Here is a 15658-nt window from a genome sequence, read left to right as displayed (position 1 = left end):
ATGGCTCCCGATAATTTATTATGATTAGGGGTACAAGGAATGCTACCCAAATTCAATGTTAAATAAATTGTTGGGGAAGGGATTGGAATGTAGGTCATTATGAGATTTTTTAAAAACGTATCGGTAAAGATGCGCTAACGATCACGTCCGGTGCATCATCGGTAATGCCAAAACCTGCCGATAATGATAAAAATACATTTCTATTTAATATAATACCGGTACCTAATGAAACGATACCAACCGTTGATTTTGAGTTATCAATTTTAATACTATCTATTTCAAGTTCATTTTCAAAAGTGAAACTTAGTCCGGTGCTTAAGGTGATTTCCGGTGTCGCCGCCAGATTAACGCCGCCGCCAATGCCAAAAATACCACTACGTTTCGCGGCAATATCATTGACTGTGTTTTCAAAGTGATGTGTGTATGAAACATTGCCATAAAACGCGAGCGGTGCAATTCTTTTCACTGCTGAAAGACGTCCAGATATTTTATGAAACCCAGATCCCAGCGGAATACCTGCTTCACGAAAATCATCACCTGACGGAATACTGTAACGTACGCTTCCAACGACTGATGGGTTGTTTGATCCGGATATAAATGATTTCCATAATGTGAATGACGTATCACCAATTCCATTGTTGCTGCCGCGATCATCAATATTTCTGTCAAAATAAGGAAGAGTAGCACCGATCATAAAACCACCAGGAAGACCTAGTCTGGTATCGATAGAGGCGCCATAAATTGTTTCTTTGTTTTGTAATGCATCTCTTCCGGTATGTGACCATGAAAGAGTTGGTGTTATTTCAAAAACATATGGCGCTAATACTGCTGCTCCGTTTCTTTGTAAAGCGCGTTCTAATGCACGGTCCATTTCCGGGTCGTCTAATGCAACACTTACTGCAGGGCTGAGCGTTCTATCTTGCGGTGGTTGTAATTTTCGACCTTCTAATTCAGCTTCAAGTGCTTCTATTCTATCTTTTAAAAGGCTGTTTATTTCTTGTTGTGCTTTTAGTTCGGCTTCCAATTCTTCGGGTGTTTGGCCAAAGGATATTTGGGAAAGGCCAAATGAAAAAAGCGTAATATAAATGAACTGCTTCATTATTGCCTCCTTTTGATGACAAAGGCGATACCTGCAATCCATGCATTTTCGAATTCATTCTTACTCATAGTGCGGTTCCCATAGGCGGGATCAGCAATCATTATGTTACCTTTGGTGTCTAATCCGTTAAAAACCACATAATGGTTATATCCATGGATGCGAAGTGGGATTATAGGGGTGTTAAAGTATTTGATGTCAGAAAGGTTTAGGTCATAAAAACCTGATGCACCGTAACCAATTTCAGTTGCGTACTTCTTCATATCCAACATTGAAAAACCGCCACGATATCTGACTTTTAATGGTTCTGTTTTTTGCAGGAGTCCCGTTGCGACTTGATGTTCACTAACAGGGTCATTGAATGTGTATGTAAGAATGGTGGCCATCGCGGCCGCTGCGCAACTGGTATCCCATTGTTGCATGATGATGTCTTCTTCACGAATTTCTTTAAGTGATTTTGTCGCACCAAAGGCATGAGAAGTATTTGAAAGCAGGATAACAGATATTGCTAAAAGTAATTGCTTCATGGTTGCACCTGAAAGAACATAGGGCTGCTATAAACATAGCAGCCCTGTTAAAGAAACGATTAACGGTACATATCTGGCGCGCCACCAACAACGCCAGGATCATGATCAGCTGCCAAACCTAGTGGGTCTGGATCTGAACCATTACCTTTGCCTTTGTTGCCAAAGAGGTAAGTTGCTTGAACAATACCGCGACCATTTGCTGCGCTTGATTTTGCAAATCCAGGTGATAGATAGGCTTGTGTTTGGCCAGTCCATCCTGGATTGTCTGGCATAGTACCAGCTGTTAATGCATCAAGTTGAACATCATCAAGCAGTTTTGGTTTTGAAATTTCTTCTGCGATTGCTGAAGTTGTGAAACCAATTCCGATAGCGGTTAAGACAATAAGTTTTTTCATGAGTTTATTCTCCAATAAAGGTTTAAAAATTACCCCCTGCTGTAAAGCCTATATGCTTCTGGAAACGTTACACACAGGACCAAATAAGCTCATGTATTTTGCTACGGAGGGGAAATGTTATTGGATTGAAAAAAATGAAATAAAACGACAATGTATTGATTTTACTTATAAAAAAAGGCGGCCAATGTGACCGCCTTTTCAAATTCTTTTCGAAAATTAAGCTTATTCAGCTTTCTCTTCTTCAGCGTCTTCAGCAGGAGCTTCTTCTTCAGCAGCAGCTTCTTCAGCTGGTGCTTCTTCTTCAGCTTCGTCGCCTGTAGCAGCTGCTTCAGCGTCTTCTTCGTTTTCGAAGTAATCTTCAACTGAGATTTCAGCTTCTTCTTCTTCAGCGTTTACGTCACCGCCAGCTGCTTGAATTTCAGCTTCTTCAGCAGAACGTGCAACGTTAACAGTAACTGTTACGTCAACTTCAGCGTGAAGACGAACAACAATGTCGTTAAGGCCAAGAACTTTGATCGCGCGATCAAGGATAACTTGGTTTTTGCCAACTTTGAAGCCTGCTTCTTCAACTGCAACGGCGATATCGCGTGCTGTTACAGAACCGAAAAGCTGTCCGCTTTCACCAGCTTGACGAATAAGAACAACTGAAACGTCGTCCATTTTCGCTGCAACTGCTTCTGCTTCAGTTTTTGCTTTAAGGTTGTTTGCTTCGATTTCTTTACGTTGTGCTTCGAAAATTGCTTTGTTCGCTGCTGTCGCGCGAAGAGCTTTTTTCTGTGGAAGAAGGAAGTTACGTGCGTAACCGTTCTTTACTTCAACGATATCACCGATCTGGCCTAGCTTGTTAACGCGTTCTAAAAGGATAATTTGCATTGTATTTCTCCTTACTGGTTAACATAAGACATAAGTGCAAGGTTACGAGCGCGTTTAATTGCTTTTGCTAGTTCGCGTTGTTTCTTTGCAGATACGGCAGTGATACGGCTTGGTACGATTTTACCACGCTCTGATACATAGCGGGAAAGAGTACGTACGTCTTTGTAATCAATCTTTTGTGCGTGTTCGCCAGAAAACGGGCATGTTTTACGACGACGGAAAAATGGACGGCGTGCGCCACCTGATTGCATAGCCATTATGATGTTCCTTCTTTTTTGTCTTCACGTGGTCTTCTGTCATCACGTCCACGGCTGTCACGGTCTTTAGAACGAAGAACGACACTGTCGCCTTCTTCGTGCTCTTCAACGCGGATAGTCATGTAACGGATCACATCTTCATGAAGGCGAGCATTACGCTCAAGCTCAGCAACTGCTGCATGAGGGGCATCAATGTTCAAATGTACATAGTGACCTTTTTTGTATTTCTTAATACGGTAAGCAAGATTACGAAGGCCCCAAGACTCGGTCTTGGCAACTTTACCACCATTATCCTCAAGGATTTTGGTGAATTCAGCTGTAATCGCATCAACCTGTTGAGGTTGGATATCCTGCCTAGCGATATATGTGTATTCATATAAAGACATTTAGCATTTTCCTTAATTAAGCTTTACGTCGGGGCGATAACGAATATCAAAAAATCGCATTACAAAATTAACCGACCATCCCACGAATTTTCGTGAGAAGGGCGCAATATACATGAAACCCTTGGGAAGGCAAGGGATTTATACATAAAAAGATCGCTTTTTTGAAATATTTTTCAGCCATAGTTTCTTGACAGTCTGTACTCATTTGCTATGTGTTGGGTAAATCTTAAATTACAGACAAGGGACAGGGTCATATGACAAGAGCATTTGTATTCCCGGGCCAAGGCAGTCAAGCCGTCGGCATGGGGAAGGACTTAAGCGATAATTCAAGCGTAGCAAGAGACGTATTTAACGAAGTAAATGAAGCACTTAGCCAAGATTTATCAGGGCTTATGTTTGATGGTCCGATTGAGGATTTAACGCTTACATTTAATGCGCAGCCGGCCCTTATGGCGGCCAGTATAGCGGTTGTTCGCGTTCTTGAAAAAGAATTTGATGTTAATGTTGCGGATAATGCGGGTTATGTTGCCGGTCATTCGCTTGGTGAATATTCCGCGCTTGCTGCAGCGGGAACGCTTAGCCTTTCTGATACGGCGAAGCTTTTAAAATTACGTGGCGAAGCAATGCAGCGTGCCGTTCCGGTTGGCGTTGGCGCCATGGCAGCGATCATGGGCGCTGAATTTTCCGTGATTGAGGAAATCGCCGCCGAAGCAGCCGACGGCGAAGTTTGTACAGCGGCAAATGACAATGCCGATGGTCAAGTTGTGATCAGTGGCCATAAAGGTGCGGTAGAACGCGCGATGGAAATCGCGAAAGAGCGCGGCATCAAACGCGCCATTCCATTACCGGTAAGCGCACCTTTCCATTGCCCGCTTATGCAGCCTGCAGCCGATGAAATGGCCGCGGCATTGGCGGATACAACATTTAACGCACCATGCGTGCCGGTTATTACAAACGTAAGCGCAGACGCGGTAAGCGATCCGAATGCATTACGTGATCAGCTGGTGGAACAAATCACGGGCCGTGTTCGCTGGCGCGAGAGCGTTCTTAAAATGGGTGAACTGGGTGTCACTGATTTGGTTGAGCTTGGAACTGGTAAGGTGCTTGGTGGCCTTGTGCGTCGCATCAATAAAGAAATCAAAGGCAGAAGCATTCAAACGATGGCTGACATCGAAGCTTTCGCAACAGAATTAAAATCATAATTGGAGAACAGGTTTAATGTTTGATTTAACAGGTAAATGCGCACTCGTAACTGGTGCGTCAGGCGGACTGGGTAGCGCGATTGCACGTGCATTACATGGTGCAGGGGCAAAAGTTGCGCTTTCCGGTACACGCGAAGAGCCATTAAAAAAGCTTGCGGATGAACTGGGTGAGGGCGCATATGTCGTTCCAGCGAACCTTGGTGATATGGATAGTGTTGCAGCATTACCAAAAGCGGCAACAGAAGCGATGGGTACGATTGATATTCTTGTGAATAACGCGGGTATCACACGCGATAATATTTCAATGCGCTTAAAAGATGCGGATTGGGATGATGTGATGCAGGTGAATTTAAAGGCTGCCTTTAAATTAACGCAAGGCGTGATGCGCGGTATGATGAAAAGTAAATCAGGCCGTATTATTAATATTACATCGATCGTAGGCGTAACCGGTAACCCGGGACAGGTGAATTATGCCGCATCAAAAGCAGGCATGATCGGCATGTCAAAAAGTTTTGCCCATGAACTGGCGAGCCGCAATATTACCGTGAACTGTATCGCGCCAGGCTTTATCGAAAGCCCAATGACAGACGAGCTTACGGACGATCAAAAGTCATCATTACTGGTGAATGTTCCAGCAGGACGCCTTGGTAAAGGTGATGAAATTGCAGCGGGTGTTTTATACCTTGCAAGCAATGAAGCAGAATATATCACAGGCCAAACTTTGCACATTAATGGTGGCATGGCGATGATTTAGGGCTTTGCATTTATAAAATATATATGTTAGGAAGCCTTCAATATTGAATTTTGATTCGTAATCATTAAATATATTTTACGAATTTGTTGAACCGGGTTTTTTGTTAAGAACCCATTTAAATTTGAGGAAATTAATATGAGCAATGTAGCTGACCGCGTTAAAAATATCGTTGTAGAACACCTTGGTGTTGAAGAAGATAAAGTGACTGACACAGCAAGCTTTATCGACGATCTTGGCGCAGATAGCCTTGATACTGTTGAGCTAGTAATGGCTTTTGAAGAAGAATTTGGTTGCGAAATTCCAGATGACGCTGCTGAAAAAATTCTTACTGTTAAAGACGCTATCGAATTCATCGAAGCAAACGGCTAATTACAGCACTTCGCTCTGAAGAATTGAAAAGACCGCGAGTCAGATTATCTATAAAAATTAGATAAAAATGATGTTCGCGGTCTTGTTATATCTGCCGAATTTGGGTAGCATCACAATCCATAAATCAATAATAAAAAGGTTTAATGAATGAGACGAGTAGTTATTACCGGACTGGGGCTGGTATCTCCATTGGCTTCGGGGGTTGAGGAATCATGGAAAAGACTTATTGCTGGTGAAAGTGGCGCAGGGCCAATCACCCGCTTTGATTCCGAAGGGTTAACTTCACAGGTTGCATGTGAAGTACCACTTGGGGACGGTACAAATGGCACATTTAATGCCGACGACTGGATGACACCAAAAGAACGCAAACGTGTTGACGACTTTATTCTTTACGGTATTGCGGCGGCTGAAATGGCCATTAAAGATTCCGGTTATAAAGCCGAAACAGAAGCACAGCAATGGCGTTCAGGTGCGCTTATTGGTGCGGGTATTGGTGGTCTTCCTGGTATTCAGGCGGAAAGCCTTAATATGGATGCACGTGGCGTTCGCCGCGTAAGCCCGCATTTTATTCCACGTTGCTTGATCAACCTTGTTGCGGGTAATGTTTCCATTCGTCACGGCCTTAAAGGGCCAAACCATTCTGTGGTTACGGCCTGTGCATCAGGTACGCACGCCATTGGTGATGCGGCGCGTCTTATTGCGCTTGATGATGCCGATGTGATGGTTGCGGGTGGCGCAGAAGCGGCGATCTGCCGTGTTGGTGTTGCCGGATTTAACCAGCTTAAAGCGTTAAGCACGCATTTCAATGATGAACCACACCGTGCGTCACGTCCATATGACCGTGACCGTGATGGTTTCGTCATCGGCGAAGGCGCGGGTATGTTGATCCTTGAAGAATATGAACACGCGAAAAAACGTGGCGCAAAAATTTACGGTGAAATCGTTGGTTACGGCTTAAGTGGTGATGGTCATCACGTAACAGCACCGGCACCAGACGGTAACGGTGGTTACCGCGCGATGGAAGCGGCCATGAAACGTTCTGGTCTTACACCAAGCGACATTGGTTATGTAAATGCCCACGGTACATCAACACCACTTGGTGATGAAATTGAATTTAATGCTGTGAAGCGCATGTTCGGTGATGCATCAAGCAACCTTGCCATGTCATCAACAAAATCAGCCATCGGTCACTTGCTTGGTGCGGCTGGCGCGGTTGAGGCGATCTTCAGTGTACTTGCAATGAACGAAGGCGTCGTTCCACCAACGCTTAACCTTGATAACCCATCAGACGGGATCGAAGGCATCAACCTTGTCCCACATGAAGCACAGCAAAAGAAAGACATCAATGCGGTTCTTTCAAACAGCTTTGGTTTCGGTGGTACAAACGCATCGATCATTATCAAGCGAGCTTAATGACCGGTATAAAAAAATATATCATTTTGTTATTTGCGGGCAGCGTCATTTTTATGGCGCTGTTTGCGTATCTGGGCTATGCGGCCTTTCACAATCCTTCTGACATCACGGAAGACAGCGTTTACCTTGTGCCAAAGGGGCAGGGGTTGATCCGCACCGCCAGATTGCTTGAAGAACAGGGATTGATTGACAATCAGGATATCTTTAAAGCGGGCGTGATGATCAAGGGACAGGAACGCAGCCTTAAGGCCGGTGAATTTTTAATACCGCCCAAAAGTTCCATGAATGATATTCTGGAAATCTTGGTCAAGGGCGACGTTATTCAACACAGCCTGACGATCCCGGAAGGATGGACCAGTTATCAAATCGCAGAATATTTAAATGAAAATTATTTGCTGAATGATGAACTGACGGCATTACCGGCGGAAGGAAGCCTGCTGCCGGAAACATATAATTTTACCCGTGGCACCAGCCGCATTGATATGATCACCCGCATGCAACAAAGCCAGACGGATTTGCTGGATGCCTTATGGGAAAACCGTGCGGCCGATCTGCCGTTTGGAACGGTTGAAGAGGCCATTATTCTGGCATCCATCGTCGAAAAGGAAACCGGTGTCAGTGGTGAACGCGCCCATGTGGCGGGTGTGTTTGTTAACCGCATGCGCCGCGGTATGCGTTTACAATCGGATCCAACCATCATTTACGGCATCACCCATAAGGGTTTCTTGGGTCGCGGCATCAGACGCAGTGAACTTAATGATGCGGATAATATTTATAACACCTATCAAATTGATGGCTTACCGCCAACACCCATCGCCCACCCGGGCCGCGCCGCACTTGAAGCCGTCCTTAACCCCATGAGCACAGATGATCTTTATTTTGTTGCTGACGGCACAGGCGGTCACGCCTTTTCAACCACACTCGCCGAACACGAACGCAACGTCGCCAAATGGCGCCGCATCGAACGGGAACGGAAGTAAAGATTTCTTTATTCCGCAGCTGTCGTTAGGAAGTCGTCATCTGATCCTTCTGCGAGCTCTTCAAACAGATAGGTCGAAAGATAACGTTCGCCCGTATCGGGAAGAAGCGCAAGAATGGTTGATCCGTCCGGGGCGTTTTCTGCGACCTTAAGTGCGGCGGCCATTGAACCACCCGCGGAAAGGCCGACAAAAATTCCTTCTTCGGTTGCGAGTTTTAATGCGGTGTTTTTTGCGTCCTCATCCGTGACGGTGATTAATTGGTCCACTGCTTTTTCATTTAAAACTTCAGGAATAAAATTTGGTACAACCCCTTGAATTTTATGGGGGTTCCAGCCCTGTCCATTCATCATTTGTGCTTGTTCGGGTTCATAACAAATGATGTTTGTTTCCGGGTTTTTAGCTTTTATGACTTCGCCGACGCCGGTAACCGTGCCGCCCGTTCCCCAACCGCACACGAAATAATCAAGTGATTGATCATCAAAATCATTTAATATTTCAACCGCTGTTGTGTCCCGGTGAATTTGCGGGTTAGCTGGGTTTTCAAATTGGCGTGCCAGAAACCAGCCGTGTTCTTCTGCCAGTTCTTCTGCGCGTTTTACCATGCCGGATGCTTTATCGGCAGCGGGTGTTAATATCACTTTAGCCCCTAACGCACGCATGATTTTACGGCGTTCAACGGAAAAAGTTTCAACCATTGTCGCAACAAACGGGTATCCTTTTGCAGCACACACCATGGCAAGGGCGATGCCTGTGTTTCCTGATGTTGCCTCAACCACAGTTTGTCCAGGTTTAAGGGCGCCTGATTTTTCCGCGTCTTCTATAATCGCGAGCGCGAGGCGGTCTTTCACCGATCCACCGGGGTTAAAACTTTCAAGTTTGATATAAAGATTAATGCCCGCAGGCGCCATTTTATTAATTTTAATGACCGGGGTGTTTCCTATCGTTTCACTTATATTCTGATAAATCATGACCGTTCTCCTCACGCGTATTATGCAACGTCAAATTGAAATTGGCAAATTGGTGGGGTTCAGTGAAACTATTAGAGAGAAAAATATATCTCCATAATCACTACTGACATAATGCTGTCAGTAGGGGGTTGCTATATCCATATCTCCAACAGATTTTAAACTTAAACAACAGGAGAGATAAGATGATTGGATATAACATGGTCGGGACAAAAGACTTGGCAAAAGCGGGTGATTTTTTTGATAAAGTGTTTGGCGTGCTTGGCATCAACAGAATTATGGACGAAGATAAATTTATCGTATGGGGGCGTTCCATGGAAGATTCATGTTTTTCCGTATGCTTGCCATACGATCAAAAGGACGCAAAACCGGGCAATGGCACAATGACAGCATTTTTTGCGGAAAACGAAGAAACCGTGAAAAAAGCTTATGAAGCCGCAATGGCAAATGGCGCAACATGTGAAGGTGAGCCGGGCTTGCGTGAATTTGGATATTATGTTGCCTATTTCCGTGATCTGGACGGTAACAAATTTAATGTATTTTATTCTGCGGCGGCGCATGCATAATTTTTTACTTTAATTATTGAATTGCTGCTGCCATTATACTGACAAAATGGCAGTGGCTTTTCCCATTATCAAAGGAATAAAATGCGACGATCAGACAGGTTATTTCAAATTATTCAAATATTAAGACGGGCGACCAGACATCCGATCACGGCACATGAACTGGCGGAGGAACTGGAAACATCGGTGCGTACCGTTTACCGCGATATCGCTGACCTAATGGCGCAGCGCGTGCCCATCCGGGGTGAGGCAGGCATGGGGTATGTGCTGGAAAGCGGATATGACATGCCGCCCTTGATGTTAACATCAGAAGAAATTGAGGCTGCGCTTCTTGGGGCGCAGTGGGTTGCCAATCAGGGGGATGCGGCGCTTGCGGGTGCAGCGAAGGATTTGATTTCAAAAATCGGTGCTGTGATACCGGAAGAAATGCAAACCGTGATCCTTGAGCCCATAACCATGGCGCCCGGTTGGTCCAATAAAAAAAGCGACAACATAGATATGAAGCAGTTGCGTTTCGCGATCCGTAATCGCCATAAATTGAAACTGGATTACCGTGATGAACATGATAACCCCAGCAGCCGCGTGATCTGGCCGATTGCGGTTGCCTATTTTGAAACGGTGCGTCTTATTGTTGCGTGGTGCGAGAAACGCGAAGATTTTCGCCATTTCCGAACCGATAGAATTAAAGAATGGGAATTGCAGGATGATCTTTTCCCCGGCCCACTTGCGAGGTTAAGGAACGAATGGTGGGAACAGCAAAAATGCGAGCAAGCGCCATAATTATTTGCTGGGTAATTTCCTTAAAATCTTTTCCAGTAAAAATTCAGGGATCAGATTAAACACAAAGCTGGTGATCAGTTTCATTTGCCATGGGAAAGTGATTAGCCCTTTGTCTTTGCTAAGTCCCGCCCGTATGATTTTGGCGGCTTTATCCGCTTCCATGAAAAAGGGCATCTTGAAATTATTTTGATCGGTGATGTGGCTTCTGACGAAACCGGGGCAGATCACGTTAATCTGGATGTTTTGGTCATGATATTGACCGCGTAATGCTTCGCCATAGGCCTTAACGGCGGATTTGCTGGCGGAATAGGCGGGTGATGAAGGCAGGCCACGAAAGCCCGCAATCGATGAAACAATGGCGATTTGGCCACGCCCCTTTTGTTTCATCGTTTCCAATGCCGGTTCCACCGTATTAAACACACCGTCCACGTTTGTACTGAATATTTCCCTAATGTCACCACCGACACCGCTTGAAATCCCCGCATTGGCAATCACAATATCAAGGTGCGGGATACTACTGATCCAATCCTGCATGGCTTGCTTTTCGGTTACATCAATGATTTTCGTATTCACGGTCGCGCCCTTAGAAGCGCAGGCGGATTTTATGTCATTTAAGCGCTCTTCATTTCTGCCGCTTAAATAAAGCGTTACGCCATCCGCGGCATATTCTGTTGCGAGGGCAGCGCCGATGCCGCTGCTTGCGCCGGTAATCAAAATGGATTTAGGGTTTTTCAAAACTTAAGTTCCTGCTATACCTATAAAAATCAACAACAACAATACTGACTATTATGACATTATCAAGCATGACGGGTTTTGGCCGCGCAACAGGCCATTTTGAACATTACAGCTGGGTCTGGGAACTTAGAAGTGTGAATGGCAAGGGGCTTGATGTGCGTATGCGTATCCCACCAGGGCTTGATGCGTTTGACCAATATATTAAAAACACGGTCAAAAAAGCGATGACACGCGGAAACATCAATGTTTCATTGCAGTTAACCAAGGACAGTTCAGACACGGATGTTAAGGTCAACGAAGCAGCGCTTGATAAGCTTGTATCGGCCGCAAAACATGCATCGGTTCATCATGGTCTGCCGATGCCGTCATTGGATAGCTTGTTATCCATTCGTGATGTGGTTGAAATCACGACGGCAGAAGACAGCGAAGAAATGATCAAGGGACGCGACGCCGCATTACAACAAAGCTTTGATGAAGCACTGGCCGCGTTAAAATCCGCCCGTGATGAAGAGGGCGTCGCCACCAAAAAAATGTTATCCGATGTGGTGGGTGAGGTCGAAGATTTATTAAACCAAGCCGAAAAAATCGCCGCCACGCAACCGGAACAGTTAAAGAAAAAATATATGGAAAAGGTTGATGCCTTGCTTGATAACAGTAAAGGCCTTGATCAGGAACGCCTTGCGCAAGAAGTTGTTGTTCTGGCGACCAAAGCAGACACCAAAGAAGAAACAGACCGTCTGCGTGCCCATATTGCATCTGCAAGGAATTTATTGAATGAAACGGGACCCGTTGGCCGTAAATTTGATTTCCTAACCCAGGAATTCAACCGCGAAGCCAACACATTATGTTCCAAATCAACCGATATCAGCCTTACCAATATCGGTCTATCCCTAAAAACCGCAATCGATCAAATCCGCGAGCAAGTTCAAAATGTCGAGTAATATTAAGAAAAGAGGACTTCTCCTCGTACTATCATCTCCTTCGGGTGCTGGAAAATCAACGCTTTCACGGTTGCTTCTGGAAAAGGATGACAACATTAGTATGTCCGTTTCCATGACGACGCGTGCACCACGCCCGGGTGAGGTGCACGGTGTTCATTATAATTTCGCGACCCAAGCAGAATTTGATGCGCTTGTTGCGGAGGACGGTTTTTTAGAGCATGCGACGGTGTTTGAAAATTCATATGGCACACCCGCAGCGCCAGTTGAAGCAGCGCTTAAAGACGGCAAAGACGTTCTTTTCGATATTGATTGGCAAGGGACACAACAGCTGAACCAAAGGGTTGGTGCTGATCTTGTACGGGTGTTTATTTTACCACCAAGCAAGGCGGAACTGTTAAACCGACTTAAAACCCGCGCGCAGGATAGCGACGAGGTGGTCGCAAAACGTATGGCAGAGGCCAACGCGGAAATCAGCCACTGGGCGGAATATGATTATGTCATTATCAATGATGACCTTGAAAAGGCGGAATCGCAACTATTCACGATCCTGAACGCAGAACGTATGAAACGTGCGCGTCAATCGGGTTTAACTGATTTCGTCAATGACCTTACCCAAGATTAAGCGCGGTTAAATCAAGCTTTCCACCCTTAACTGGTGGACACCAGAAATATGCACCCGTGATCGGTACTGTGAATTTAAAGATGGCGTCTAAAATACCGTCATCTTCGCCCATCATGCGTTCCATAATGGCTTCAAATGCATCAAATGAATGACCGAAAGCTACAAACATAAGACCGCCATCCATACCAACAGCCCATGGCATTGAACGCCTTAACATAAAGGCTTCTGGCTCGAAATCTTCTTGTGCGGAACGCTTTACATGTGCGGATTTTGGGGCGTCATATTCTTCGTTGTTGCTGATGTGGCGGCCGATGGCGTCGTCTTTTTCTTCCGTTGACATTTCATCAAGAATTTCAAAATCATGGATCCATTGCTGCACGGCAACGAAACTGCTGCCGTTAAGGCCGTCTATATCGTTTTTAACAATGGCGGCATTTACAGCATCATCCCCTTCGGGGTTTTCCGTGCCGTCTTCGTATCCGCTTAAGTCACGGTTTTTATCATATTGGAAACTGTCAATGGCACTGGTTAGCTCAAATGCTGGATGGCAGATTTCTTCCAAGGCAAGTGACAAATGAAAAAGCTTGCCACGGTCATCGCCCCTTAACCAAATCCATAGATCATCCGCCGTTGTCGGGACCTCGATCTCACCAGCAGCAAGAGCAGGCATGTACCTTAAGCCCGGAATTTCCGTATCCAATGATTGAATAACATTTTGGCCAATACCAATGGCATGTTTGGTGATATCAACTGTGTCAGCTAACTTTTGGAGCACAGACGGGATGTTTTCCGCATCCGTAATGGCAAACGTAATATAGCGGGCGAGACTTGTTTCTTCAGCGAGGATAGCGGGTTGGGCAAGTTCCATTATGGTCTCCTTATTTTTATTGATTTTGACCTATTTAATATTGATTGGCAAGTCTGCAGAAATCGTCAATTGAAAGTTCTTCTGCGCGGGCTGTTTCTTTAATGCCTGCAGCTTCTAATTTCGGGATTGGATCGGTACCAAGCCCTTTAAGGCTGGCGCGTAACATTTTTCGGCGCTGGTTAAAGGCTGCGGAAACAACACGTTCCAGTGTTTTTTGCTTTGGCGCGTCCGCTGCTTCATCACGTGGAATGATTTGAACGATGGCCGATGTTACCTTGGGTGGTGGGATAAAGGCCTGCCTTGGAATATCAAAAAGAATACGGCAATCGGCACGGTACTGGCATAATACGGACAACCGTCCGTATGCCTTGGTGCGTGGCTCTGCGATGATGCGTTCGCCCACCTCTTTCTGGAACATCAGGGTTAATGATTTAAACCATGGTTTCCAGTTTTCCCCTGTCATCCATTTAACCAATAACGCGGTTCCCACATTATAAGGCAGATTGGCAACGACATGGACGTCTTTACCGCCTGTGTCACCAATCAGGGATGCTTCATCCATTTGCATGGCATCGCCCTCATGCACCGTAAGGCGGCCATCATAGGCATCCGACACTTTTGCAAGGGCGTCAATACATCGATGATCCATTTCAACGGCGACAACACGGCTTGCACCGTTCATGAGTAACCCACGGGTGAGGGCGCCTGGTCCCGGGCCAACCTCGTAAATAATAGAATTTTCAAGATCGCCCGCTGAACGCGCGATTTTTCCGGTTAAATTTAAATCCGTTAGAAAATTTTGCCCGAGTGATTTTTTGGCTTGTAATCCATGTTCATTGATCACATCACGCAGCGGCGGTAAACCATCATCATACATGGTTAGTATTCTTCCTGCTGCGGTAAAAATTTGGACATTCTATCGGCCAGCTTCATGGAATTGATGATGCTGGTTGGGTTTGCCACATTGCGTCCAGCAATATTCAGCGCGGTTCCATGATCGGGTGATGTTCTTACAATCGGCAGTCCAAGTGTCACGTTAACGCCCGCATCAAAATCGATGGTTTTAATGGGGATCAGCGCCTGATCATGATACATACAAAGGGCGACATCATACCTATCGCGGGCCGCTTTATGGAACATGGTATCTGCCGGAAGCGGGCCGACAATATCAAGCCCTTTATTCTGTAGCGCCTGTATAGCGGGTAATATAATTTGGCTGTCTTCTGTACCCATTGAATTATTTTCGCCGGCATGCGGGTTAAGACCGCTTACCGCGATGCGTGGGGTTTTAAGACCGAAATATTTCTTCATAGAATCGTGAATGATGCCGATCGTGCGCACAAGAAGCGCATGATTAATAAGTTCCGGTACCTTATGAAGTGGTTCATGAATGGTAAGCGGAACGACGCATAATTCCTCGCTCGCGAGCATCATAACGGGATGGAATTCTTCCTGTAAATGATATGTACATCTTTCCGCCAGATATTCCGTATGTCCCGGTGAATTAAACCCTTCCGCGTAAAGCGCAGCTTTATGAATTGGGGCTGTGACCATAGCGCGGGCCTGGCCCATGATGATGTAATCAACGGCCTTATCAATGGCACCAATAACCATAGGGGCGGTACTTGCTTGTGGTACGGCGAATTGGCATTCACCATCAAGTTCCAAATCAATCACCGGTAATGCCTTGTTATATACCTGATAACATTCGCTTGGTGACTGTATGATTTCGATCGGGATTGGCAGCTTGATTTGATTTGCGTGCTGTTGAATGGACGTGGGGCTTCCGATCACAAAAAAGGGCGGAAGATTATGTTCCCGTCTTTTAAACCAGGTTTTTATGATAATTTCAGGGCCAATGCCAGAAGGTTCACCAATGGTAACGGCAATGGGCAGTCTGTTTTCTTGTCCCTCCATGGCACCCTTCTTTTA

General features: G+C 45.6%; 20 protein-coding genes. 9 read left to right on the top strand and 11 right to left on the bottom strand.

Annotated elements, in window-relative coordinates; translation table 11 throughout:
* Positions 1-109: 109 nt before the first annotated feature.
* The 6 genes from KW060_RS08875 to rpsF all read right to left on the bottom strand — a co-directional run bounded on the left by KW060_RS08875 (position 110) and on the right by rpsF (position 3534).
* Positions 110-1099: a transporter gene (locus KW060_RS08875; protein WP_249034461.1), complete on the bottom strand. Its 990-nt coding sequence runs from the start codon at positions 1097-1099 to the stop codon at positions 110-112.
* Positions 1099-1623: a C39 family peptidase gene (locus tag KW060_RS08870; RefSeq protein WP_249034460.1), complete on the bottom strand. Its 525-nt coding sequence runs from the start codon at positions 1621-1623 to the stop codon at positions 1099-1101. Before KW060_RS08870 ends, KW060_RS08875 begins: the two co-directional genes overlap by 1 nt.
* A 59-nt stretch (positions 1624-1682) precedes the next feature.
* Positions 1683-2018, bottom strand: a complete 336-nt coding sequence (locus KW060_RS08865; protein WP_249034459.1) for a hypothetical protein — start codon at positions 2016-2018, stop codon at positions 1683-1685.
* A gap of 222 nt (positions 2019-2240) precedes the next feature.
* Positions 2241-2891, bottom strand: a complete 651-nt coding sequence (gene rplI, locus KW060_RS08860) for a 50S ribosomal protein L9 (protein WP_249034458.1) — start codon at positions 2889-2891, stop codon at positions 2241-2243.
* A gap of 11 nt (positions 2892-2902) precedes the next feature.
* Positions 2903-3148, bottom strand: coding sequence for a 30S ribosomal protein S18 (rpsR, locus tag KW060_RS08855; protein WP_249034457.1), 246 nt, complete (start codon positions 3146-3148; stop codon positions 2903-2905).
* Positions 3148-3534: a 30S ribosomal protein S6 gene (gene rpsF / locus KW060_RS08850; RefSeq protein WP_249034456.1), complete on the bottom strand. Its 387-nt coding sequence runs from the start codon at positions 3532-3534 to the stop codon at positions 3148-3150. The genes rpsR and rpsF overlap by 1 nt, the downstream gene beginning before the upstream one ends.
* Positions 3535-3788: 254 nt before the next feature.
* Between rpsF and fabD the strand changes: the two genes are divergently transcribed.
* The 5 genes from fabD to mltG all read left to right on the top strand — a co-directional run bounded on the left by fabD (position 3789) and on the right by mltG (position 8252).
* Entirely contained in the window at positions 3789-4736 is a 948-nt protein-coding gene (gene fabD / locus KW060_RS08845) for an ACP S-malonyltransferase (RefSeq protein WP_249034455.1), read from the top strand.
* A 16-nt stretch (positions 4737-4752) separates the two neighbouring features.
* A complete protein-coding gene (gene fabG / locus KW060_RS08840; protein WP_249034454.1) occupies positions 4753-5490 on the top strand; it encodes a 3-oxoacyl-[acyl-carrier-protein] reductase in 738 nt (245 codons plus the stop codon).
* A gap of 135 nt (positions 5491-5625) precedes the next feature.
* On the top strand, positions 5626-5859 hold the full coding sequence (locus KW060_RS08835) for an acyl carrier protein (RefSeq protein WP_249034453.1): 234 nt from the start codon (positions 5626-5628) through the stop codon (positions 5857-5859).
* Between the two features lie 147 nt (positions 5860-6006).
* Complete coding sequence (gene fabF, locus KW060_RS08830) at positions 6007-7272, top strand: beta-ketoacyl-ACP synthase II (protein ID WP_249034452.1); 1266 nt, start codon at positions 6007-6009, stop codon at positions 7270-7272.
* Positions 7272-8252: an endolytic transglycosylase MltG gene (gene mltG, locus KW060_RS08825; protein ID WP_249034451.1), complete on the top strand. Its 981-nt coding sequence runs from the start codon at positions 7272-7274 to the stop codon at positions 8250-8252. The genes fabF and mltG overlap by 1 nt, the downstream gene beginning before the upstream one ends.
* 8 nt (positions 8253-8260) lie before the next feature.
* Here the strand turns inward: mltG and cysK are convergent, their stop codons facing one another.
* Positions 8261-9220 (bottom strand): cysteine synthase A, encoded by a 960-nt coding sequence (cysK, locus tag KW060_RS08820; protein WP_249034450.1) that lies wholly within the window; start codon positions 9218-9220, stop codon positions 8261-8263.
* A gap of 182 nt (positions 9221-9402) precedes the next feature.
* On the opposite strand from cysK, the gene KW060_RS08815 reads away from it, so the two are divergent.
* Together KW060_RS08815 and KW060_RS08810 are read left to right on the top strand one after the other, a co-directional pair.
* Complete coding sequence (locus KW060_RS08815) at positions 9403-9783, top strand: VOC family protein (RefSeq protein WP_249034449.1); 381 nt, start codon at positions 9403-9405, stop codon at positions 9781-9783.
* Between the two features lie 81 nt (positions 9784-9864).
* Positions 9865-10560: a helix-turn-helix transcriptional regulator gene (locus KW060_RS08810; RefSeq protein WP_249034448.1), complete on the top strand. Its 696-nt coding sequence runs from the start codon at positions 9865-9867 to the stop codon at positions 10558-10560.
* Here the strand turns inward: KW060_RS08810 and KW060_RS08805 are convergent, their stop codons facing one another.
* Positions 10561-11295: an SDR family NAD(P)-dependent oxidoreductase gene (locus KW060_RS08805; protein WP_249034447.1), complete on the bottom strand. Its 735-nt coding sequence runs from the start codon at positions 11293-11295 to the stop codon at positions 10561-10563.
* Between the two features lie 53 nt (positions 11296-11348).
* Between KW060_RS08805 and KW060_RS08800 the strand changes: the two genes are divergently transcribed.
* Positions 11349-12236, top strand: coding sequence for a YicC/YloC family endoribonuclease (locus KW060_RS08800; protein ID WP_249034446.1), 888 nt, complete (start codon positions 11349-11351; stop codon positions 12234-12236).
* Positions 12226-12858 carry a guanylate kinase gene (gene gmk / locus KW060_RS08795; RefSeq protein ID WP_249034445.1) on the top strand — a complete coding sequence of 211 codons (633 nt, stop codon included), beginning with the start codon at positions 12226-12228 and terminating at the stop codon, positions 12856-12858. Before KW060_RS08800 ends, gmk begins: the two co-directional genes overlap by 11 nt.
* Here gmk and KW060_RS08790 read toward each other — a convergent pair.
* Genes KW060_RS08790 through pdxA form a run of 3 tightly spaced genes read right to left on the bottom strand, consistent with a single transcriptional unit; the run spans position 12845 to position 15643 of the window.
* The gene (locus tag KW060_RS08790) at positions 12845-13726 is read right to left on the bottom strand and encodes a Dyp-type peroxidase (protein ID WP_249034444.1); all 882 of its coding nucleotides are present in this window, start codon (positions 13724-13726) and stop codon (positions 12845-12847) included. The two genes, gmk and KW060_RS08790, sit on opposite strands and share 14 nt — an antisense overlap.
* 34 nt (positions 13727-13760) lie before the next feature.
* Positions 13761-14603, bottom strand: a complete 843-nt coding sequence (gene rsmA / locus KW060_RS08785; protein WP_249034443.1) for a 16S rRNA (adenine(1518)-N(6)/adenine(1519)-N(6))-dimethyltransferase RsmA — start codon at positions 14601-14603, stop codon at positions 13761-13763.
* A gap of 2 nt (positions 14604-14605) precedes the next feature.
* Positions 14606-15643, bottom strand: coding sequence for a 4-hydroxythreonine-4-phosphate dehydrogenase PdxA (pdxA, locus tag KW060_RS08780; RefSeq protein ID WP_249034442.1), 1038 nt, complete (start codon positions 15641-15643; stop codon positions 14606-14608).
* Positions 15644-15658: the final 15 nt, after the last annotated feature.

Source organism: Pseudemcibacter aquimaris, assembly GCF_028869115.1.
GTDB classification, from domain to species: domain Bacteria; phylum Pseudomonadota; class Alphaproteobacteria; order Sphingomonadales; family Emcibacteraceae; genus Pseudemcibacter; species Pseudemcibacter aquimaris.
The sequence above is the reverse complement of the archived record's forward strand: the minus strand, read 5'-3'. Positions and strand labels throughout refer to the sequence as shown.

Excerpts from the sequence above, each read along its gene's own strand:
- KW060_RS08875 (WP_249034461.1), bottom strand. The coding sequence starts at position 1,099 with ATGAAGCAGTTCATTTATATTACGCTTTTTTCATTTGGCCTTTCCCAA.
- KW060_RS08870 (WP_249034460.1), bottom strand. The coding sequence starts at position 1,623 with ATGAAGCAATTACTTTTAGCAATATCTGTTATCCTGCTTTCAAATACT.
- KW060_RS08865 (WP_249034459.1), bottom strand. The coding sequence starts at position 2,018 with ATGAAAAAACTTATTGTCTTAACCGCTATCGGAATTGGTTTCACAACT.
- rplI (WP_249034458.1), bottom strand. The coding sequence starts at position 2,891 with ATGCAAATTATCCTTTTAGAACGCGTTAACAAGCTAGGCCAGATCGGT.
- rpsR (WP_249034457.1), bottom strand. The coding sequence starts at position 3,148 with ATGGCTATGCAATCAGGTGGCGCACGCCGTCCATTTTTCCGTCGTCGT.
- rpsF (WP_249034456.1), bottom strand. The coding sequence starts at position 3,534 with ATGTCTTTATATGAATACACATATATCGCTAGGCAGGATATCCAACCT.
- fabD (WP_249034455.1), top strand. The coding sequence starts at position 3,789 with ATGACAAGAGCATTTGTATTCCCGGGCCAAGGCAGTCAAGCCGTCGGC.
- fabG (WP_249034454.1), top strand. The coding sequence starts at position 4,753 with ATGTTTGATTTAACAGGTAAATGCGCACTCGTAACTGGTGCGTCAGGC.
- KW060_RS08835 (WP_249034453.1), top strand. The coding sequence starts at position 5,626 with ATGAGCAATGTAGCTGACCGCGTTAAAAATATCGTTGTAGAACACCTT.
- fabF (WP_249034452.1), top strand. The coding sequence starts at position 6,007 with ATGAGACGAGTAGTTATTACCGGACTGGGGCTGGTATCTCCATTGGCT.
- mltG (WP_249034451.1), top strand. The coding sequence starts at position 7,272 with ATGACCGGTATAAAAAAATATATCATTTTGTTATTTGCGGGCAGCGTC.
- cysK (WP_249034450.1), bottom strand. The coding sequence starts at position 9,220 with ATGATTTATCAGAATATAAGTGAAACGATAGGAAACACCCCGGTCATT.
- KW060_RS08815 (WP_249034449.1), top strand. The coding sequence starts at position 9,403 with ATGATTGGATATAACATGGTCGGGACAAAAGACTTGGCAAAAGCGGGT.
- KW060_RS08810 (WP_249034448.1), top strand. The coding sequence starts at position 9,865 with ATGCGACGATCAGACAGGTTATTTCAAATTATTCAAATATTAAGACGG.
- KW060_RS08800 (WP_249034446.1), top strand. The coding sequence starts at position 11,349 with ATGACATTATCAAGCATGACGGGTTTTGGCCGCGCAACAGGCCATTTT.
- gmk (WP_249034445.1), top strand. The coding sequence starts at position 12,226 with ATGTCGAGTAATATTAAGAAAAGAGGACTTCTCCTCGTACTATCATCT.
- KW060_RS08790 (WP_249034444.1), bottom strand. The coding sequence starts at position 13,726 with ATGGAACTTGCCCAACCCGCTATCCTCGCTGAAGAAACAAGTCTCGCC.
- rsmA (WP_249034443.1), bottom strand. The coding sequence starts at position 14,603 with ATGTATGATGATGGTTTACCGCCGCTGCGTGATGTGATCAATGAACAT.
- pdxA (WP_249034442.1), bottom strand. The coding sequence starts at position 15,643 with ATGGAGGGACAAGAAAACAGACTGCCCATTGCCGTTACCATTGGTGAA.